At 59.8% G+C, this 20,023-nt stretch carries 17 protein-coding genes; 5 read left to right on the top strand and 12 right to left on the bottom strand.

All coding sequences use genetic code 11. The features are described from left to right. The first annotated feature begins 677 nt into the window (after positions 1–677). Positions 678–1,043: a helix-turn-helix transcriptional regulator gene (locus EK373_RS34135; RefSeq protein WP_322095820.1), complete on the top strand. Its 366-nt coding sequence runs from the start codon at positions 678–680 to the stop codon at positions 1,041–1,043. Between the two features lie 155 nt (positions 1,044–1,198). On the opposite strand, the gene EK373_RS10780 is transcribed toward EK373_RS34135, so the two are convergent. From EK373_RS10780 to EK373_RS10765, 5 genes are all read right to left on the bottom strand, one after another. Further along, positions 1,199–2,545, bottom strand: coding sequence for a tyrosine-type recombinase/integrase (locus EK373_RS10780; protein WP_129642660.1), 1,347 nt, complete (start codon positions 2,543–2,545; stop codon positions 1,199–1,201). Between the two features lie 396 nt (positions 2,546–2,941). Continuing rightward, a complete protein-coding gene (locus tag EK373_RS10775; protein WP_129642659.1) occupies positions 2,942–3,175 on the bottom strand; it encodes a hypothetical protein in 234 nt (77 codons plus the stop codon). A 20-nt stretch (positions 3,176–3,195) separates the two neighbouring features. After that, entirely contained in the window at positions 3,196–3,345 is a 150-nt protein-coding gene (locus EK373_RS33040; RefSeq protein WP_157994316.1) for a hypothetical protein, read from the bottom strand. 39 nt (positions 3,346–3,384) lie between these two features. Continuing rightward, entirely contained in the window at positions 3,385–4,515 is a 1,131-nt protein-coding gene (locus EK373_RS10770) for a DmpA family aminopeptidase (RefSeq protein ID WP_198683211.1), read from the bottom strand. Positions 4,516–4,573: 58 nt separating this feature from the next. Beyond that, the gene (locus tag EK373_RS10765; protein ID WP_129642657.1) at positions 4,574–4,972 is read right to left on the bottom strand and encodes a hypothetical protein; all 399 of its coding nucleotides are present in this window, start codon (positions 4,970–4,972) and stop codon (positions 4,574–4,576) included. A gap of 111 nt (positions 4,973–5,083) precedes the next feature. Between EK373_RS10765 and EK373_RS10760 the strand changes: the two genes are divergently transcribed. Next, entirely contained in the window at positions 5,084–6,193 is a 1,110-nt protein-coding gene (locus EK373_RS10760; RefSeq protein ID WP_129642656.1) for an alpha/beta hydrolase, read from the top strand. A gap of 8 nt (positions 6,194–6,201) precedes the next feature. On the opposite strand, the gene EK373_RS10755 is transcribed toward EK373_RS10760, so the two are convergent. From EK373_RS10755 to EK373_RS10725, 7 genes are all read right to left on the bottom strand, one after another. Continuing rightward, complete coding sequence (locus tag EK373_RS10755) at positions 6,202–6,387, bottom strand: hypothetical protein (RefSeq protein ID WP_129642655.1); 186 nt, start codon at positions 6,385–6,387, stop codon at positions 6,202–6,204. A gap of 67 nt (positions 6,388–6,454) precedes the next feature. Beyond that, positions 6,455–7,159 carry a PepSY domain-containing protein gene (locus EK373_RS10750; RefSeq protein ID WP_129642654.1) on the bottom strand — a complete coding sequence of 235 codons (705 nt, stop codon included), beginning with the start codon at positions 7,157–7,159 and terminating at the stop codon, positions 6,455–6,457. Beyond that, complete coding sequence (locus tag EK373_RS10745; RefSeq protein ID WP_129642653.1) at positions 7,159–7,890, bottom strand: PepSY domain-containing protein; 732 nt, start codon at positions 7,888–7,890, stop codon at positions 7,159–7,161. The genes EK373_RS10750 and EK373_RS10745 overlap by 1 nt, the downstream gene beginning before the upstream one ends. Before the next feature lie 314 nt (positions 7,891–8,204). After that, complete coding sequence (locus tag EK373_RS10740) at positions 8,205–11,297, bottom strand: DUF3427 domain-containing protein (RefSeq protein WP_129642652.1); 3,093 nt, start codon at positions 11,295–11,297, stop codon at positions 8,205–8,207. A gap of 50 nt (positions 11,298–11,347) precedes the next feature. Continuing rightward, the gene (locus EK373_RS10735) at positions 11,348–11,971 is read right to left on the bottom strand and encodes a hypothetical protein (protein WP_129642651.1); all 624 of its coding nucleotides are present in this window, start codon (positions 11,969–11,971) and stop codon (positions 11,348–11,350) included. Between the two features lie 438 nt (positions 11,972–12,409). Next, positions 12,410–13,660 carry a Kelch repeat-containing protein gene (locus EK373_RS10730; protein ID WP_129642650.1) on the bottom strand — a complete coding sequence of 417 codons (1,251 nt, stop codon included), beginning with the start codon at positions 13,658–13,660 and terminating at the stop codon, positions 12,410–12,412. Positions 13,661–14,388: 728 nt separating this feature from the next. Beyond that, positions 14,389–16,275 (bottom strand): winged helix-turn-helix domain-containing protein, encoded by a 1,887-nt coding sequence (locus EK373_RS10725; RefSeq protein WP_157994315.1) that lies wholly within the window; start codon positions 16,273–16,275, stop codon positions 14,389–14,391. A 223-nt stretch (positions 16,276–16,498) separates the two neighbouring features. Here EK373_RS10725 and EK373_RS10720 point away from each other — a divergent pair, with 223 nt between their 5' ends. The 3 genes from EK373_RS10720 (at position 16,499) to EK373_RS10710 (ending at position 20,021) form a co-directional block, all read left to right on the top strand. Continuing rightward, positions 16,499–16,852, top strand: a complete 354-nt coding sequence (locus EK373_RS10720) for a UrcA family protein (protein ID WP_157994314.1) — start codon at positions 16,499–16,501, stop codon at positions 16,850–16,852. Positions 16,853–16,937: 85 nt separating this feature from the next. Further along, entirely contained in the window at positions 16,938–17,924 is a 987-nt protein-coding gene (locus tag EK373_RS10715; protein ID WP_129642647.1) for a Gfo/Idh/MocA family protein, read from the top strand. Between the two features lie 153 nt (positions 17,925–18,077). Beyond that, on the top strand, positions 18,078–20,021 hold the full coding sequence (locus tag EK373_RS10710; protein WP_269813392.1) for a methyl-accepting chemotaxis protein: 1,944 nt from the start codon (positions 18,078–18,080) through the stop codon (positions 20,019–20,021). Positions 20,022–20,023 lie beyond the last annotated feature (2 nt).

Genomic DNA, 20,023 nt, shown 5'->3' with positions numbered 1-20,023 from the left:
GGCAGGAATTCCGGGCGACCGTTGTGGCTTGCTTGCTCCCGCCGGATTCGGGAATTCCTGCCCATGTTGAGACCGGCCGTCCACCTTTCCCTGCCTCCGATGAGACCCGGCCGCCCGTTCGCAGCTAGGTGTGCGTATGAAGTCGGCCAGTTCCGCCGCTGGACGGCTCACGTGCGCCGCGCGTGCCTGCTCCAACTCATAGACCACACCGATCGAAAACAGAGCATCACAGTCTCGGCGAAACTCGCTGAGACGGATCCGGACGCCTGTAGAGAGCTGTCCCCATGAGCCCCGCCAGTGCCACACCCGCCCGCGAGTAGCTGAACAGATTCGCCGGCTATCCTGCGAAACGCATCAGGAACGCGCCTCACCGACGGCGGCCATATCTCTTGCAATCGCCCTCCGAGCAGAGCTAACACACCTCTGTTTCTATCAATTCTCGTCAATTTCTCCGCCTGACATTTGCTCGCCGACCAGGAATGATCTTTGTTCGAGTGACAAATGCCGACTGAAGATCACCGCCCATGCAACCACGCCAATACATGCATGACCCACCAGCCTAATTCGCCGAATTTTCGGCGAAACTCCCCGCTGACATTTCACGTCCGCTGGGGAATGCTGTGCGTGCAGTGAAGCCACGCCGCTCGGTCATCGAAATCAGACCAGGAGTAACGCTCATGAACACGGATTCTTCTCGACCGCTCCGCCTGATACCCGCAACACGATCGGACACACCCGTTGCGCCAGTGTCCGGTCGAATCGAGGTTCGCAGCCTCGCCGGTCACATGATAGATGCACAGGCTTCCACACAGCCGGACGTGTCTAGCGATGTGACCCCTACCGCGCCAATCCGCATGCTCCGACTCGCTCAGGTAGCGAGCATGACGGGATTGAGCAAGGCAAAGGTCTACGCGCTGCAGAGTCGGGGCGACTTTCCACAGCGCGTGCAGCTCACAGCTGGGCGCGTCGCGTGGGTGGAAGCTGAGGTGCAAGCTTGGCTGGCAGCGCGTATCGCCGCGAACACGCCACTAACTCGGCGCTGAACCGATCGCTCGGAACTAACTCTCTTCGCTCGGTGGCGCCGCGCCGTCAAGGCCGCCGAGCGAGAGTTTCCAGCAGTCGCCAGAAATGCGCCACACGCCTTCACGGCGCGGACAGTGCCGAGCGGACCATCAAAGCGAGCCAGCGTACGCGTTGCTCACGAGACGCTCGTCTCCTCGACAATCACGTACGGCACCGTCTCGGGCTCAGAGAAAATGCTCGCGGGATCGAATTCCCCGCCCATAAGATCCTCCGCCCAGCGCTCGAGAACCTCGCGCATTTCCTTCACATAGCCATATCGGTTGTAGATAGCTGTGACGCTGCCGTCGGCATGCCCGAGAACTCGTTTGATGAGTTGCTCGCCGCCGACGCCGAGTTGCTCCGCAATCCGAGTTGCAACTGTTCGGCGCAGATCGTGTGGTGTCCAAGGCACCACGTCGCGCTCACCACTCACAGCCGTCACGGCGCGCATCATTCTGCTGTGCCCCTTCGTCCATCCGGATACCGGAGCTAGACCGTCGGTGCCACTGAAGACATAGTCACCCTGTCGTCCAGCGTAGTTCGTCAAAGTGTATTCGAGAATCTGAACGGCGACCGGCACAAGCGGCACGACATGTACGTGATCACTTTTATACGCTTGCGCCGGAATGACCAGCAGCGAATGCTTGAGGTCGATGTATGACTGGCGACACTGCGCCCACTCGCCAGGTCGGCAACCCGTCAACAGGATCAGGCGATAGAGCGGACCGAACGGATAGCCCAGCGTCCCAGCGGCATGCCAAACGATCCGAGCTTCCTCCAAAGACAGCACACGCTCCTTCTTCCTCTTCTTCGGCAGGTTGTCCTGCATCCCCGCGACGGGATTGTCTACGCGCTTCAGCAGCCGCTCACGAATGCCCCAGTTGATCATCTTACGGAGGACCCCCATCACACTTCTCGCGGCTTCGACACCACCGCGACGGCGCGCCTTTGCCTGCCCGGTAGGAGTTACCTGAACCATGGCGTTCTTCATGAGACTACGCACCTGGTCACGAGTAAGCATGTCGGCCACCACCCGCCCCACCTCCGCGACAATGTGAGTCCGAATGGCGATCTCATAGTTGTATGCGGACCGCAGTTGCTTGAGATAGACGTAGTCGGTGAGAAACTTCTCGGCCAGACCTTCGACGGTGAGCCGGCCAGTAGCTGCTCGTTCCAGCGCTTCCACCGGGCTTTCACCGCGCCTTGCTTGATCGAGATATGCGCTGGCCTTAGCCCTCGCGGCATGCAAAGAAACATGCGGGTATGTACCCAGCGTGAGGCGCCGCTTCGGACCCACCAGAGCGTGGCCTCGATCGGTGATTCCACCTTCACCAGCGATACGGATCATCAACGACCACGTCGCGCCCCGCGTCTTCCCGATTCGAAGCGTGAGTCCGGGCACTGCGCCGTCGGGCAATTCGACGCGACCGTTCCGTGGTTTCTCCAGCACCGCGCGTATCCCTACGTCTGTGAGCTTGTTCATGAGCGACTCACTCCTGGGGTGTCACCCCAAATTCTTGGGTTCCAGCCACCGATTTGGCAGTCTTCACCGCCGCTCCGGGGGTGTCGCCCTGGGGGGCGTTCCTGCCAATTTCGGCTTGAGCATGCATGAACGATCCAAGAAAGGGAACATCGAGAAACGCCGCTTTTTATAGACTTTCTCGCACCTCCCAAGAGACATACATAACCGCTCGAGAATTCTTCGGGACTAGCAACTCGCACGTACAAGCTCCCGCGAGCGTACCAATCGCAGGTTCAAATCCTCGCGTCGACTAAGATGCGCTGGCGCTCTATACCGACCGATTTCGTTCGCCATGATCGTCGTATCCACGCCTGCATCGCTTCCGACTGCCACGACATGCGTGCGCCGAAACTCATGTCAACTGCTCCAGTTCAAGGCAAGCACGTCAGGATGATCTTTGCATTGGCTCACCCACGCCATTCCGCCGTCCATAAAGTAATGTGGCAAGGTGCAGCTCGAATCAATCTGGAAGATGACATCCATTCGTCGGTCGCAGCGAGGACAGGCGATGTAGTCGAGATTCTGAGGCCAATCGAGCCAGCCTCCCAGCTTGTCTCCCGCCAACGCGAAGCGCTCCGACTGATTGATCATCAGACACTCTTGCGCATCGCTCAGCTGATTGCCGTGGAGCGGTCGGGAATCTGCGGCACCTGATGCACGATCAAGGGCATGTACGCCTGATCACAGTTTGCCGGCGTCAACGCGACGACCTTGGCCATGAAGTCGATGGTGGCTGAATCGCTCAGCGCGACAGCCTGCATCGGGCCGCGACGGCCCGATGCAGACTTGCACAGCGAGACCTACTGCATCTTCCGGCCGTGAGCGCGCAGGATCTCTTTGACCCGCTCCACCGGCAGCGCATCGACCGTCACCCAGCTCCGCTCGACGGTGTTGAAGCTACGTTCGGTGCGAGCCATCAACATCGAGTTGTAGATGGCCTCTTCGGCCGACTCGATGGCAGCTTGAAACAGCGGCGAGATCTGATCGTTCGGCAGATCCTGGATCTCAGCAACGGCCGCGCGGACGGCGGGTGTTCGACGCACGCCTGCCGCCGTCGAAAAGCTGATCGCGTAGTCGCCCGATCCATTGGAGAACGATGAGCCAGTGCGAGCCAGACCGGCAAGCGTGCGATTGCCAAGGCGACGTAGATTACCTGGCGACAATGGCGCATCCGTCGCTACGACGATGATGATCGAGCCATCGGAGCTGCTGTCATTGAGCTCCTGCTTCAAATAGTATTGGCCCAGCGCTTCGCCGATGGGCACGCCGTCCATCTGCAAGATGCCGCCGAAGTTAGATTGCACCAGCACACCCACCGTGTAACCGCCGAGCTTCTTCGGCAGCACGCGGGAACTGGTGCCGATGCCACCTTTCCATCCAAACGCGACGGTGCCCGTGCCCGCACCGACCGATCCTTCAGCGACCGCCCCGCTTCGTGCGCCGGTGATGGCTTCGGCGATGATCTCGGCCGTCAACGGTCGCGAGCGAATGTCGTTCAATCGGCTATCGTTGGTTTCTCCGACCAGCGCATTCACGGAGACGACGCGTTCGTTGCCTGGATACGCGAGCGTCCAGTTCACGATGGCTTCGGCGGCCCGCGGCACGCCGAGCGTGTTGGTCAGCACGATGGGCGTTTCAATTTCACCCAGTTCGTCGACCTGCGTCGACCCCATCAATTTTCCGAACCCGTTGGCGACGACGACGGCGGCCGGCACCTTGTCCTGAAACAAGTTGCCCCCGTGCGGAAGAATCGCGGTCGCGCCCGTACGGATGCTGTCGCCCTTTCTGAGCGTGACGTGCCCGACCCGGACGCCGTCGACATCGGTGATCGCGTTGTATGTTCCCGGCTGAAGCACGCCAGGCTCGATGCCGATCTGTCTCGCACGCACGCTAGTCGGATCTTCAGCCGAAGCAACACCGACGTAAGTCATTGCACCTATCGCCAGAACCCTCATCCAACTTCGCATCGTTGCTCCCTCGTTCGTCCCATCAACGAAGGATCCGTGCCCCCTCGATGAATGGCTTGACCTGCAGGCTAGTGTAGATCGTTTCGGGAACAACCACCGAGCCCTCCTTCATCACCAACCGCAGGCGACGCAGGGCGCCGATGTCCCGCGTGGGATCGCCGTCGACCAGCAGAAAATCGGCGCGCTTACCGCGTTCGATCGTACCCAGCTGCCGCTCGAGCTTCAGAGCGCACCAGCGCAGCCTCGTGCGGCAGGATCTCGCGAGCAAATCAAGTGTTGAGCGCTCTGTCCAGGATGCGGACAATAGCGTCAACAGGCTCGCGAGATACAGCGATTCATGCCCCGGACGGCTGCGCGGATATTTTGCACGTGGACTCAGGGGTTCCCGCGGCTGCTTCGTCACGGTTAGCTTGGACAGCACGCCGCGAAGGTCTCCGACGCGCGTATAAATGAGCGATCTGCGCTTCCGGGATTTAAGCCGATGGCTCGTCTCGGTCCATAACCGGGCCTTTCGACCAGGAGATATTCGACTATGAAGCTATTGGCGTGCATATTTGTGTTCGTGGCCGCGGCCATCTGCGGTCGCGCCGGCGCCGATTCGTGCGCCGATCTAGCGCCCTATCAGAAGGCGCGTGAAGTCATCGAAGACCGCGATCGCATCCTCACGCCCAACGGAGTGCAAGAGAGTTTCAAGACCCGCATCGGCGGCATCGAACAATGGTTCAACGTGCGCGGCACCGATCGCGCCAATCCCATCATTCTGTTCGTGCACGGCGGCCCGGCATCGCCGCTCATTCCGATGTTGTGGCAGTTCCAGCGCCCCATCGAGGAGTACTTCACCGTCGTGAACTACGACCAGCGCGGTGCGGGCAAGACTTATGTCGAGGATCATTCCGACGCCGTTGGCGATAGCTTGCACATCCCTCGCTACATCGACGACGCCATCGAAGCCGCCGAATACATCCGCCACCGCTACGGCAAGAACAAGATGATCCTGATGGGACACAGCTGGGGCACGGTCATCGGCATGGGCGCGGCGCTCAAGCGGCCCGATCTGTTTCACGCGTACGTGGGCATCGGCCAGGTGATCAACACTCACGACAACGAGCGAGTGAGTTTCGATTACGGCATGCAACAGGCAATCGCCCACGGCAACACGGCGGCCGTCGATGAGATGAAGACTATCGCCCCCTATCCTGGCGATAAGCCCATCACCCGTGATCGCATCATCATTGCCAGGAAGTGGGCGCAGTACTACGGCGGGCTGACCGCGTACCGCAACGACTCCAAGTATTTCTTTAGCGCGCCGCTGCTCTCGCCGGAGTACAGCGCGGCTGATGTTTGCGCTGTCGATCAAGGCAGTCTTTTCACACTCGGACGCGTGCTGCCCGAATTCCTCGAAGTCGACTACAAGAACGTCACTCGCTTTCCGATTCCGGTCGTGATGTTCATGGGCCGGCACGACTACACCACTCCCTCCGAACCGACCGCGGCGTGGCTGGCCAAGGTGAAGGCTCCATACAAGCAAGGCGTGTGGTTCGAACACTCCTCCCACATGATTCCGTGGGAGGAGCCGGGCAAGACGGTGCTGAGCCTCGTGAAATACGTGGCCCCGCTTGCCAAAGAAAAGCCGCAACGCTGACGGCGTCGTCAATCCGAGAAGCCGTCGCAGTTCACGTTGCGCGCAATCCAGCGACGAAGCGCTTCCCACGCGACATCGGCCCCTTCCTGATGTCGCAGCCGAATGGCATCGACGAGCGTGCGCTGCAGAGAGTAAATGCCGATACAAAGCCCATCGCCAATGCGGAGCTCATCTCGACCCGTGCGAGAAGGCATGTATCGCTGAGCGACGAGCGCACCGCAACGTTCTGCGGATGCCGTATCCTGCCTATCGGCGGTGCGGTCATCCGCGACGCGTAATGAACGCGAAGTCTTGCCGGCGGAAGCTCTTGAATAGAAGTAGCAGCCCGGACAGGGACAACCAAAGCGCGGCGAAGCCGATGGTGATCACGAGTGGATTGTTGAAGTTGTCACGCCCCCGATAGTCCATCGTGTGCAGCATCCAGAAGAAATCGAACAGCCGCCAGCTGTCGCCGCGCGTCTGGACCAACCGGCCGTCGTCCGCGGAAAAGTAGAGCGTTGTACCCCGCTCGTCATCAAAGCGCGCTTGCCACGTCGCACCCGAATCTCGCGTCTCGATCGTTTCATTCGGGTGAAACGTCACGGACGCGAGTCGGCCTTTGCCGGCATACTGCTCCTGCGCCAAGTCGCGGATCTCGGCCTCCGAGAGGTTCGTGACCTCACCGCTGACGGCGTCTCGCAGCATGACACCTTGCGCCGTTTCAACGCGCCAGACCCATCGGTCGAGCACTGAAAAAAGACGGATTTCGAGAATCTCCTTCGAGTCCAGCTCACCCAACCAACTCGCCGGCTCAACGAACGATGCAGACGCTGCTAGCACTTGCGCCTGCGGATCACGCACGCTGTGCTCACCCGAGACGTCATGATGATTCAGCCATGCGAACACGAGGCCGCTCACCGCCCAGAGCAGCACCTGCAGGCCTACGATGAGGCCGAGCCACTTGTGGAGTTTTCTTAGGAATCGCATCACAGTGTTCCGATTGAGGAATTGGGCCGCCGTACTGGCGTCTTCCGACGGAAGCTGAAGTACAGGAGCCAACCACCGCTCAACACCGCGACCACTCCTGCCGCCGTTGCTGTCCGCAATAGCGCATTGTTCATATCGGTCCGAGTGTCGAAATCCATGATGTGAAACATCCAGAGAAAATCGAACCATCGCCAGAAACGGTGGCGCCGCGTCACGAGCACACCTGTGTCCGGATCGATATAGAGGCTCGTTTCCGACCAGTCGTCGAAATCTCCACGCCAGATCGGCAGAGGCCGAGTCTGAATTTCCAGAGGTGCGTCGCGCTCGATCAGCGTCAGTGTGGTGAGCTTGCCCGCGCCTGCGTAGTACTCGCGGGCAAGATTCGACACGGCATCTTTCGGCAATGGCGAGAGCACCTGCCCGGTCGTGGAATCGACGAGTGCTTTACCGGTGCGCGTCGTCACTTCGTAGACGGGAGCGATCACGCCTGGCAAAGCACGCAACGACACTTGAGTGACGCCTTCGAACCGATTCGCCACGGCGGCAAACGAAACCGGAGGGGGTTTCGCCTCGAATGGCACGCGAACGTTGCGCACGAGCGGGTCGCCGTGAATGAAATCGAGGTCGACCACGACCATGTAGAAGCCGCTGAGCGTCCAGAGCACGAGCGGAATCCCAACGATGAGACCGAGCCACGTGTGAATTGTGCGTGAGAGTAGTGCGGGACGCATGGGGTCTCGGATGCGAGTGATGTCTCGGCGGCGGGATCAACGCCCACCGCCACCCTATTTCGTTATGCAGATTGCAGCTGGCGCGCAGGTACCAACACCTCCCGAATAGGTCACATCTAGCCGAAACCCACGCGCAGCATGCGATCTATCTGACTCGAACACGGACCAGCGGTGCAGGAACAGCGCAAATCCCTTCACCCTGACCACATTATTCCCTGTCACTCCACCACGCATCGGGGCCTCCAAATTGCTGGGAACTAGTTGCCGATGAACCCGGAGTAAAGCCCACTCCATCCCAAAGCCCCCCCTCACCATCAAGCAACCGCAGCCGCAAACTGCGCAAACAGATCACCAGGCAACGCGTGATCTAGCTTCCAGGTGATCGCCATCGGGAGCTCCCCAGTGTGACTAACATAGGTCGCCGGCCCAAGGAACCAAAAGGCGCGATCATCGCGGCGCAATCTCGCGAAGAGATGGACACTCGTGCCCATAGACACATGTTTCTGGTATCGCTGACCAGTTTCGCTCGACTCACGAACCGTAGATTGCGATTCCCAATGAATTAGATCGCGGCTGATCGCGTAGTCCTTGTAGCGCGTCGTCGGGGAGAACTGTCCATCGGTTTTGTCCAGCGTGAACACGAAAAGATCAGCGCGCGCATCCCGGACGAAGCGGACACCCTCTCTCCAATCTGGAGGGATAGCAGCATCACCGACGCCGAATGCGGACAGGATCTCCGTTCGTGTGTAACGAGCATGGACCCGCAACGGCACTTCGGCCTTGTTTGCAAGGGAATGGTGAACGTGATTAACCCTCTGACGGAGCACTCCCAGTATTTCTCGGAGCTCCAGGACGATTTGAGGATGTTCCCAAAGAAGGCGGGTTGCTGCCTCCAGAGTCGTATCCCGTTCAGCCGCTGAGCCGGTGATTGAGGCCACCAGCATTCGAAGGAGCCGCTGATCGTGAGTCGACAGAGCATTGGCGGCCGGCGGACCGGAGCTCAGAAACTGCTGATATGTGTCGATGCGGTTGAGATCATCTATATGAAGCATTCGGCCGCACGCCCGACGGAGCCCATCATTCTCGGGCCCAGCTCCTGCGATAGGCAACCCAGCGGACTCACGCAGTTCCGACCACGAGCGTTTTCCTTCGTAAATGTCTTCTAGATCCAAGCCGGAACGGCCAAGGTATTGGCCCAGGGTTACATCGGATTTGCCGCTCTGCATGGAGCGCAACTCCGCAACCTTCGCCGCCCATCCGCTTGGAATAGCTTGCTTGATGCTCGCGAGCACGATATCTGATGCGACCCGGTCGAGTTGCATATGACAGCCTGCGGGCAAGAATGGAAATCCGTTCTGGATCTGCCCGATGATGTCAGCCCGCGAACCGCCAAGCAGAGCTCGAAATCGTTGGTCGAATCGAAACTCCTTGCGATGTTGGCCAACAAAATCTAATACGGTGCATGCGGATTTTCCGGGATACCTTCTCAAGCCACGTCCCAGTTGCTGGAGAAACAATGTTGCACTCTCCGTAGGGCGAAGCAGCAGCAGCGTGTCAACGGCGGGAACATCAATTCCCTCATTGAAGAGGTCGACAGAAAACACAACGTTAGTGCGACCGGCCTCGAGGTCTTTTAACGCTTGCATCCTTAGTCCTGAATCGGTCTCGCCAGAAACTGCAACTGATGGAATCCCGATCCGGTTAAATGCTCTGGCCATAAAGTGTGCGTGCTTGATGCTGACGCAGAACCCGAGGGCACGCACTCTTGAAACATCGGCGACATGCTCGTTCAGCTGCTTTGCGACCAAGCTTGCTCGTAGGTCATTCCCGGTCAACACATTAGTCAGTTCATCTATGTCGTAACCCCGCCCGCGCCGCCAAGGAACATGACGCAAATCCACTCCATCGTGAATACCGTAATACAAGAATGGACATAAGCGATGCTGCTCGATCGCATCCCAAAGACGCAGCTCCGCGGCGATTCGGTTGTCGAACCAGTGGAGTAGAGGCAGGCCGTCAGCGCGCTCCGGCGTCGCAGTGAGACCCAATAGCTCCACGGGCTGGATATGCGAGAGTAACGATGAATAGGATCTGGCCGCGGCGTGGTGAAACTCATCGACGATGACCACGTCAAAGTGATTTGGAGACAAATCAGCAAATCCCGTGGCGCTCAGGCTTTGAATGGATGCGAATACGTGCTCGAAGCTCGATGGACGCTTACCGCCAACCCAGAGCGCACCAAAAGAGTGATCGCGCAGGGCAAGGCGGAACGTCTCCAGACTCTTTTGCAAAATCTCTTCTCTGTGGGCCACGAACAGTAGGCGAGAGCGTGGCAGACGGAACTTCAATTGAACGTAGTCGAGCGCAGCCATAACCGTCTTTCCCGTCCCGGTCGCAGCTACAAGAAGGTTTCGATGGTGCCCGAGCTGCCGAGATACCTCGATTTGCTCCAGTAACCTCTCTTGAAAGGGCTGTGGCATGAGCTCGATTGGACTCAATGCCAGCGAGCCACCCTTCCTGGATTCCACTTTCAGCCTCGCTTCGAACTCAGCGCGAACGTACGACTCAAAGTCGGAACTGCTCCAATAGCTTTCGAATACCGCGCTAAGTTTCTCGATGACCGACGGGTTGCGGGCGCCGGAGATGCGTACATTCCACTCAAGGCCATCGTGCTGGGCTGAATGGGTCAGATTTGAGGAACCGATGTATGCTGTGGAGAATCCGGACTGCCGCTCGAACATCCAGCCTTTCGCATGAAGGCGCGTTGCCGTGATGTCATATGAGACTCGTACAGTTGCGCCGAGTGCGACGAGTGCGTCAAGCGCACGGGCCTCGGTTGATCCTGTATAGATAGTTGTCAGGACACGCAACGGTTTGCCGGCGGCGCAATGCTTCTTTAAGGCCTCGATCAGTGGTCTAAGCCCGCTATAGCGGATGAAGGCCATCACGACAGAGATCGCGTCGGCGGATTCAATCTCTGTAACAAGCTGGCTTCCAATTCTTGGCTCGCCCGGCGCGTTTGTTAACAGCGTCGTATCAAGTAACGGGATAAGGGGTCCGGCAACAGCTTCGGCCGTGCCATCTGGGTTACGGCGGGCGATCGATTGAAGGACCTCCCCTGTCACAATCAGTTGCTCGGGCTCCACCTCGGCCTCTGCGACCACTTTGTGGATCTCGGCGACGAGGTGACGCGCAAGAGCGAGTCCGACTTTGGCACGTTCCTTCTCGTCAATCGTGCCAATGGCTCTCGCGATCAGTCGCGCAATGTGCAGGGAGATCCGGTCTGGCGCATCCGCTGCTCGCAACAAGCCTTTGATTGGAACCAGGCTACGATCAAGCTTCGCGATCGTCTCGCTTAGGGCCTCGGTAATGAGCGTGTCGTAAAGGCCCGGTCTTGTGTTGCTCATGGGTTCGATTCTAGTTATTAGAGGGCTGAGAACTCCAGCATTACGACGGATCAGATAGTCAATACTCGATCCGCCGGTTCCGACCTATACGGGCCGAGAAGGCCTCGCGCGTCGGCTTTACTGTATGTGCCTTCCGCTGAAGGGCTAGCCTGATGATCTTGCTGTAATAATCGGCTTGTGACGCTCCGTACCGTACGAGCCATCCACCGATACTCCAACAATAGCGCGAGGCCAAAGAACGCGAGACTGTTCATCGTCCACCCGTGGACAGCGGGCTCATACTTAGAGATTAAGGCCACCCCGAGCAGGGCAATACCGACTAGCGAGGTTCGGAGACCCTCGCCACCGCCGATCATGCCCAGCCGCGAAACCACTTTCGTCGACTGAAGCTTGAGTCGCTCGCAAGCGAACTCCAACGTCGAAGTCTCAAAGTGCTCGAGCGCAGCGATCAGTTCATGCTCACGATCTAGTGCTTCAATGATTCGATCCACATGCTCTACAAACGGACGCCGCGTTGTCCGGGCAAACTCGATAAGGATCACGACGAGACCAGCTAAAAACACCACGAGACCGAGAATAGACAGTGACAAATAGGCAAGGTAGAACCACGATGTCGTCGCGCCACCAACCTGCCGCAGCACCTCTCCCGCTACAAATAGGCAACCGCCGATCATGGCAGCCCATCCCGACAAGCGTTCCAATTTTGTCGATGACGGCCTCGACGACTTGTATTTCTCTGAGTGGTCCCTAACCAGGTTCAGAACCTCTGAAACGCTAAGCCAGGGTGAGTCACTTGTCATAAAGTTGCCTCGTAATCTTACCGCCGTTTGGTTGACGGCATCATCTATAGTAGTCGAGGCGCGCCGTGGACACGGCCAGCTAGTTCTCCAACAAAAAAAGCATCGCACTTACTAATTGGGACATGTCGTCAGCCACCAGGCCGTTCTAGGGGCCGGCCAACCCGCCAGTTATGCCCGCCGCGAGCTGTTCAACTTCCGATGCCGCAACCAAGACTGTCTACTACGACACCGTCGTATACGACGGAATCAGCCCCTAATCCTTGTGCATAATTGTGATTGTTCGTGACCGTCACACCGTCGTGTGGTGCCTCTTCACTCAAACACCTCCGCCCCCTGAATCACCCTCCTCCCCTCATCCAACCCGCCCACCACCAGCACCTTCCCACTCCGCAGCGGTGTCACCGTATGCAGGAACCGCGTTCTCGTCATAACCGGCCCATCCCGACGCCCACCATCAACCGCCACAATCTCCGTCGTATCCGTACCTGCTCCCGACATCGAGTGAGTTCCGCCAGCGATGAGCAATCGCGAGTCCACCAGCCTGCCTACGCCGAATGACGCCCGCGGTGTTGCCATCGAAGCAAACGAAGAGAACGTACTCGCCGCAGGGTCGAATCGAAGAATAGAGTTCACCGGCTGATCATCCGCATCCACCCCGCCCAAGATGAGCACGCCGCCATCAATCATCGTATGAGCGACATGCCGCGCCCTGGCACCAGGCTCAGCCGCAGGCAGCAACGTCGACGTCGCAGCAACTGGATCGTACAGTTCGGGCGGCGCAGGCTGGCCGTCAACTGTGTAGCCGCCATAGATGAGTACACGGCGTTCGTTGATGCGAACTGAAGTGTGCTCGGCACGGGCAACCTGCAGCGGCCCCGGCAGGAGAGTGAACGTATCGTTCGCTGGATCGTAGATCTCGACCGTGTTGTCCGGGATCGCTCCTTTCAATCCGCCGGAAATCAGCACGGTGCCGTTTAGCAGAAGGCTCGCGGCAGCAAACACGCGCTCTCGTTGCGGAGCGTTGGGCAGCGAGCTACTTGCTCCAGTATCACCATCGATGAGCTCGGCGCCTGGGGAACCGGTCAAAGCACGAAGGCCGCCGGCGACCAGCACGTCGCCATCGAACAACGTCACAGAGACGAATCCCACGCGACCGGTGGCAAGCTCGCCGATCTGAGAGAATCGCTCAGTACCGGGATCGAATGCCCAGACGCTGCTGGGGAACACCGAGCCATTGTCTTCGCCGCCGAAAATGATCACGCGCCCGTCCTGCAACGTCGCCGCGGCGTGCTCAGCTCGAGCGAAAGGCATCTCGATGGCACGCATGTGTTCGCGATAGCTGACGATAAGATCGAGATCGCGTGATACCGACTGGCCGCCGTTCGTAACAACCAGCTTGTAGCGGATGTTCTGCGTCAGTCCGCTGATCGTGACGGGCTGCCCGCTCTGCACCGGAACATCGTCCGGCTGGAGAACTCCGGTCCCGTTCGCAAAGACGGCCGTCAACTGTGCGCTGTCACCGACGTGATAGGCGGAGCGATCGGACGTGAGTTGAGTGATCACCGGGCCACTAGGCGGTTGCGACGTGCTACCGCCGCCTCCGCCGCCACAGCCGCTAAGAAAAACGCCAATGATGAAGATCGCCGCCGCTCGACGGTTGTGTGCAATCACGTAGCCGGTCCGCTGAGTGAATCAGCGCGCGAGAGTGGCAAAGCCTGGCAATGAGCCGCATCCGACGAACGGGCTATTGCCTACGCTCCTAATGTCGAAAAGCACTCAGTGCATCGGATGGTTGGCTCAAGAGCGGGGAGACTGGACGTCCTCAGCCTGCATCGAACGCCGCTGCCCTGACCGGGCAACGGCCTTTCTCCCTTGATAACTCAATCCGCACTACTTCGGCCTCTTCGCCCTCAACAAATCCTTCGTCTCCTCCTTCCCAACATGCGGATTCGGATGTCGCTCCATCGACGACCACTTGTTCTGCTTTGACAACCCCGGTGGCGTTCTCACTTCCCGCACCGCCTCCGCGTCGCGGCTCTTCTTATCCTCCCGAGCCTGCGCTGTCTCCGCAATGCCCGCCCCAGCAACCAACACGCATCCAGCTAAAGCCATCACTCCACAAAACAGCTTATTCACGCGCTCTCCTTGTCGTTGCCACCCGAGCGCAACTCTATGAGTGAATGCGACGCGACATCTGTGAGTTAAGACATAAGCGCCGCGCTCCACGCGAGGGAATTTCCACTAGGGGTGTAATCAGGGGTGTAATCGCGCGCGACAACGAATTGGAATGTCTAGTAACAATGGAGCAGCTCACCTCGCAACACGCACTTGTCCGGCGGACCGTACTGACGCCAGTAACTAAACAATCCAAGCCGCGTGACGAAATTCTGAAACCGCGGGGAATCGCGGAATGCGTGCATTTCCCTGGTCCACAGTATTCCCCAACCGTTGCCGATCGTTCCGTGGGCTGCAAGGCGATCGACGATCCGCTGAGCGAGGTCGTGAGCCACATCGACTGCACCGAGCATGGTGAACCAGACGATCAGTCTTTGCGCCACGCTTGGTTCCAGCTCTTCCGGCGACAGTTTCGCCTCCCACGCCTGCAGCGCTGCGACGGCCCGATCATTGCGTGACGGCTCGGATTGCGCTCGATAGAAAGATTGAATGGCCTCGAAACCGCCCGCTTCGCGCGAAGCGGGCGACAGCGTCTCGGTCAGCTCCTGTGCCGCTTCCTCGAAGCGTCCTTCGAGCATCGCTAACTGCGCACGGGCTTCTCGTATTGCCGTGAGACTGCGCGGATAACCGTTCGCAACGGCCAGGTCGATCCATTTGCAAGCTTCCAAGCCATCGCCATCGAGCAGCTTCTGAGCACCCAAGTGCAGCGCGAGCGCCGGCGCCGAGGGCGTCAGCTCATAGGCCAGTTGAATCTCGCCCAACGCCTTGCGCTGATGACCGGCCTGTCGTGCGATATAGATCGCATGACACACGAGAGCGTCGGGATTCCTGGCGACTAACGACAGCGCCCGGCGCAATTCAGTCTCCGCTTCGAGCCAACGCCCGCAACACGCATTGATCAGTCCGAGCACCCCGTGTGCTCTGGATATCGATGGATCCAGAGCGAGCGCATGTCGGGCGTCGCGCTCCGCATGATTCAACAGCATCAACGCGCACCCATCATTTGCGGCGCGGTGAGCCCGCGCCTCAGCGATGGCGTACCACGCGCGGGCGAAATCCGGGTCACGCGCCAGTGCGCGATCCAGAGTCTGTATGGCCGCTTCCAGATTGTCCTCGGTCGGCTGAGCACGCAGTGCCATTGCCTGCAGGTAGAGGTGATACGCCTCGAGATCGCGCGTAGGTGTTTTGCGCCGGGCGGTTCCCATCACGAAACGGCTCGCCGTTGCGTCGACAATGGCGACGGTCAATTCGTCCTGCACCCTCGCAAGGTCGTCGCAGCTGCGCTCGTAGCTCTCCGACCACAAGTGATGACCGGTGCGCCCATCCACCAGTTGCGCGGTAACCCTGATGCGCTCGCCGATGCGACGGATGCTGCCTTCCAGCACCGCTTCCACATCGAGCTCGCGTGCGATCTTTCGCACATCCACATTCCGGTCCTTGAAGGCAAAGGTGGAGGTTCGCGAGGCCACTTCGAACCAGCGCACGCGCGCGAATGTGTTGATCAACTCCTCCGCCATTGCTTCGCCAAAACGATCGGTCGCGGGGTCTCCAGTCAGGTTCGCGAATGGCAGAATCGCCAGTGGAATGCGCGTATGCGTACGAGCGGCAGGACGCGCCGGCTCATTCGAGTTCGCAACCGATGCGACCTGTGGCGATTCGTCCGACGGTTCGGAGACGGTCTGCACGTCGGCGACGAAGCGATAGCCGCGCCCAGGCACGGTGACGATGAAGCGATACTCTCCCGGACTTTCACCGAGCACTCGTCGCAGCAATGAGATGTTTTGATTGAGGCTGTTCTCTTCGACGATCACATCCGGCCAGATCGCACCGATCAGCGTCGCCTTGCTCAACAATTTTCCGGGTCGCTCTACTAGATACAGCAGCGTATCGAATGCCCTAGCGGTTAAGGGCAGCGCCCGATCGCCATTCTTCGGCAGCAGCAAGCGCCGCGCCGCGTCGAGACGAAAGTCTCCGAACTCGTAGGTAAACCGGCCGGCCGCCATAACGAGCCATATAAACACAAGATATGAGGATCTCTCGCAAAGCCTGGCTTCCGTACCCCGGCGGAATTCTAGCGCCATGCTTCGAGCCATCAACCGGATTTCCCCTACAGGTCAGCTCCGCGGCGTGCGTGCAATTCACAAACGTTCAGAGTATTTGCAAAGCCAATTCATACCGCGACTCGCACGCTACGCCCCGACTCCGCCACACCAAAGGGGAAAAGCAATGAACGCAGCGAAATCGAAATCGGCCGTGAGCTTGACTCTGGCCGCGGCACTCGTCGGACCATTCGCCGTAGCGCACGCCGATCGAGTCGGGCAACTGGAAGGCACGCCGAAGATCGTCGTCAACTACGAGGATGTGGATATCTCCAATTCGCAGGGCCTCGCGACTCTCTATTCCCGCATCCAATACGCCGCAATGGATATCTGCGACTACGATCGCTTGCACAAGGAGCTCTCGAGGCAGCGCCGTCCGGAAGCGTGCTATCGAGCCGCGGTCGACGATGCCATCAAACAGGTCAATCAACCCGTGCTCACGGCGTATCACCGCACGAAGTCCAAGTCGATCCCGGGCTGAGTGGATGGGCGAGCTGAACAGCAGCGGCGGATGACGAAGCGTGTCATCCGCCCGGCGTCCCCGACGTGCGTGATACGCTTGCTCAATGAGCAAGCTTCGCATCGGTCTTCTCGGCGCAGCCCGGATCGCCACTCCCTTCATCGCCGGCGCCAAACTTTCTTCTCGCGCGGAAGTCGTGGCCGTAGCGAGCCGAGATCGTGGACGGGCACAAGCCTTGGCGGACACGCACGGCGTGCCGCACGCGATGACGTATGAGCAGCTGCTGGCGGCGAAGGAGATCGACGCCGTTTACATCCCTCTGCCGAACAGTCTGCATGCACCTTGGTCCATCGCGGCCGCGCGTGCCGGCAAGCATGTTCTGTGCGAAAAGCCGCTCGCCCTGTCCGAAGCAGAGGCGCTTGAAATGTTCTCGGCAGCCGACGCCGCGGGCATCGTGTTGCTCGAGGGATATCCGTTTCTGTTTCAGCCGCAGACGCTGGAGATCGAGCGACGCATCCAGGCCGGTGAGATCGGCCGGGTGCAAACCATTTTTGCGACCTGCGGCTTTACCTTAAGCAATCCCGATGACTTCAGGCTCGATCCCACGATGGGCGGCGGCGCTCTGCTCGACGCGGGCTGTTATCCGGTCAGCCTGATCCGTCAGATCACCGGCGCCCGGCCAACGCGAGTGACGGCAACGGCCCAGTGGCATCGAGGTGTCGATCAAACGCTGGCAGCCACTCTCGAGTTTGCGAGCGGCACGATCGCTCAGCTGAGCTGCAGCTTTGCGAGCGGGCTGGTACGCACGGCGGTGATCGCCGGGTCGGACGGCATCATCGAGACGGACTACAGCAATCACACGATCCGCTCGCCCGCGCCGACGTTCGGCCTGCGTCGTGGCAGCGATTGGCGGCGGCCGACGGAAGCCATAGCCGTGCCTCGCGAAGACGGCTTTCGCCTGGAAATCGATGCGTTCGCTGCGATGATCGACGGCAGCGAGCGCGATCGCCACGCCGCGCGACGTGCCGCAAGCATCGATGTCGCGTGGACCTTGGAGGCCATTCTCGCCCGGGCACGAGCCGTATCCTCATAGTCTCGTCAGGTGCTCATCGCAACGTGGATGCGGCATTCCCTGAGTTTTTCAAATAAAAAATAGTTGTGCCGCAGGGCACTTCAGTTCCCCATCGAGCGTCCGCTACACGACTTCAGAGTCAGCACCAGTGCGTGCTGTTGGAGTCAAAGGTCGATGTTCAACGATATGAAGGTAGGCACTCGCCTGGCGATTGCCTTCGGTGTAGTGCTGACGCTGCTGGTGGGCGTCGTCATGGTCGGCGTCAGCCGCATGGGCCACATCAACGAGAGCCTGCGGGCAATCGCGGAAGAAAACGTCGTACAGATGCAGCATGCGCAAGAGGTCCGCGCGGCCTCGTATGCGGTGAGCTCGTCGATCCGAAATCTGATCATCGTGAGCGATGACGAAGAAATGAAGGCCGAGTACGCGAAGCTGCAGGCGCTGTTCGAAAAGGCGCGCCAGGAGAGGGCGGCGCTTGCCGAGATGTTCGACACGATCGACGGCACCACGGCGCGGGAGAAAGAGCTGTTTGCGAAGCTGGAAGAGCTCAGCAAGCCCCTCCCGGCGGTGATCGACAAGGTCGCCAAGCTGGCGCTGGCAAACAAGAAGACCGAAGCGATTCAGCTGTATATGAGCGAAGCGTCCAAGCCGAACTCTGCGGTGCGCGACGCCGCCGAGGAACTCGTCGAATACGAGAACGATCTGAACGACGAGGCCGCCGCTGAAGCGGTGCAGACTTACGAAGCCGCTCGCAACATGATGATCGTGCTCGGCGCCATCGCCGGTCTGCTCGCGGTTGCCGCTGCCCTGCTGGTCACCCGTAGCATTCTGAAGCAGCTCGGCGGCGAGCCGTCGTATGCCGCGCAGCTGCTCACGTCGGTCGCGAACGGCAACATCAATATCGAAGTGGCCACCAAGAACGGCGACAACAGCAGCATGTTGTTTGCCGTGCGCAATATGATCGATCGCCTGAAGCAGGTGATCTCCGGCCAACAGCGCCTGGTCGAAGCCGCCAACCGCGGCGACTTCAGGGAGCGCGTGGACCTGAACGGTCTGAGCGGCTTCCAGAAGGAGATGGGCGAAGGGCTCAATCAGCTCGCGACGACCACCGGCCAGAGCATCGACGACGTCGTGCGCACGATGCGCGCGATCTCCGAAGGCGATCTCACCAAGACGATCGACAAGGACTATCAGGGCGCTTACGGCGAGATGAAGGAATACGCCAACAACACAGTGCTGAAGCTGTCGATGATCATCAGCGAGGTCAACAGCGCCACGGATTCTCTGTTGAGCGCCTCCGAGCAGGTCAGCACGACGGCGCAGTCGCTGTCGCAGGCTGCGACCGAGCAGGCCGCGGGCGTCGAGCAGACCAGCGCCGCCATCGAGCAGATGACTGCCTCGATCGCTCAGAACACCGAGAACGCGAAGGTCACCGACACCATGGCCTCCAAGGCGTCGTCGGAGGCGAGCGAAGGCGGCGAATCGGTGAAGGCCACCGTCGCCGCGATGAAGCAGATCGCGCAGAAGATCACGATCATCGACGACATCGCGTACCAGACGAATCTGCTGGCGCTCAACGCCGCGATCGAGGCGGCGCGCGCCGGCGAGCACGGCAAGGGCTTTGCGGTTGTCGCCGCTGAAGTGCGCAAGCTCGCCGAGCGCAGCCAGGTCGCCGCGCAGGAAATCGGCACGGTGGCGACAGGCAGCGTGGAACTGGCGGAAAAAGCCGGCGCGCTGCTCAGCGAGATCGTTCCGAGCATCAAGAAGACTTCGGATCTGGTGCAGGAAATCTCGGCGGCTTCGCAGGAACAGTCTTCCGGCGTCGGCCAGATCAACTCGGCAGTCACGCAGCTCAACCAGACGACGCAGCAGAACGCAGCGTCGTCCGAAGAGCTCGCCGCCACCGCAGAAGAAATGAGCAGTCAGGCGAGCCAGCTGCAGCAGACGATGTCGTTCTTCCGGACCGGCTCCAGGGGCTCGCAAATCACTGCTCCGGCTCGCAAGATGACGGTCGCCAAGGAACAGCCGCGCAAAGTCGCTGCGGCCGCATCGGTGATGGGAAATCTCGCGGTCTCGGGCAACGAGCCGGACGCGTCTCAGTTCGCGAAGTTCAACTAACG

This window comes from Peristeroidobacter agariperforans, from assembly GCF_004138335.1.
GTDB classification, from domain to species: Bacteria; Pseudomonadota; Gammaproteobacteria; order Steroidobacterales; family Steroidobacteraceae; genus Steroidobacter; species Steroidobacter agariperforans.
Note: the sequence above shows the minus strand (reverse complement) of the source record. Positions and strands in the feature narration are given on the sequence as shown.

Excerpts from the sequence above, each read along its gene's own strand:
- EK373_RS34135 (WP_322095820.1), top strand. The coding sequence starts at position 678 with ATGAACACGGATTCTTCTCGACCGCTCCGCCTGATACCCGCAACACGA.
- EK373_RS10780 (WP_129642660.1), bottom strand. The coding sequence starts at position 2,545 with ATGAACAAGCTCACAGACGTAGGGATACGCGCGGTGCTGGAGAAACCA.
- EK373_RS10775 (WP_129642659.1), bottom strand. The coding sequence starts at position 3,175 with ATGATCAATCAGTCGGAGCGCTTCGCGTTGGCGGGAGACAAGCTGGGA.
- EK373_RS33040 (WP_157994316.1), bottom strand. The coding sequence starts at position 3,345 with ATGCAGGCTGTCGCGCTGAGCGATTCAGCCACCATCGACTTCATGGCC.
- EK373_RS10770 (WP_198683211.1), bottom strand. The coding sequence starts at position 4,515 with ATGACTTACGTCGGTGTTGCTTCGGCTGAAGATCCGACTAGCGTGCGT.
- EK373_RS10760 (WP_129642656.1), top strand. The coding sequence starts at position 5,084 with ATGAAGCTATTGGCGTGCATATTTGTGTTCGTGGCCGCGGCCATCTGC.
- EK373_RS10755 (WP_129642655.1), bottom strand. The coding sequence starts at position 6,387 with ATGCCTTCTCGCACGGGTCGAGATGAGCTCCGCATTGGCGATGGGCTT.
- EK373_RS10750 (WP_129642654.1), bottom strand. The coding sequence starts at position 7,159 with ATGCGATTCCTAAGAAAACTCCACAAGTGGCTCGGCCTCATCGTAGGC.
- EK373_RS10745 (WP_129642653.1), bottom strand. The coding sequence starts at position 7,890 with ATGCGTCCCGCACTACTCTCACGCACAATTCACACGTGGCTCGGTCTC.
- EK373_RS10740 (WP_129642652.1), bottom strand. The coding sequence starts at position 11,297 with ATGAGCAACACAAGACCGGGCCTTTACGACACGCTCATTACCGAGGCC.
- EK373_RS10735 (WP_129642651.1), bottom strand. The coding sequence starts at position 11,971 with ATGATCGGCGGTTGCCTATTTGTAGCGGGAGAGGTGCTGCGGCAGGTT.
- EK373_RS10725 (WP_157994315.1), bottom strand. The coding sequence starts at position 16,275 with ATGGCGGCCGGCCGGTTTACCTACGAGTTCGGAGACTTTCGTCTCGAC.
- EK373_RS10720 (WP_157994314.1), top strand. The coding sequence starts at position 16,499 with ATGAACGCAGCGAAATCGAAATCGGCCGTGAGCTTGACTCTGGCCGCG.
- EK373_RS10715 (WP_129642647.1), top strand. The coding sequence starts at position 16,938 with ATGAGCAAGCTTCGCATCGGTCTTCTCGGCGCAGCCCGGATCGCCACT.
- EK373_RS10710 (WP_269813392.1), top strand. The coding sequence starts at position 18,078 with ATGTTCAACGATATGAAGGTAGGCACTCGCCTGGCGATTGCCTTCGGT.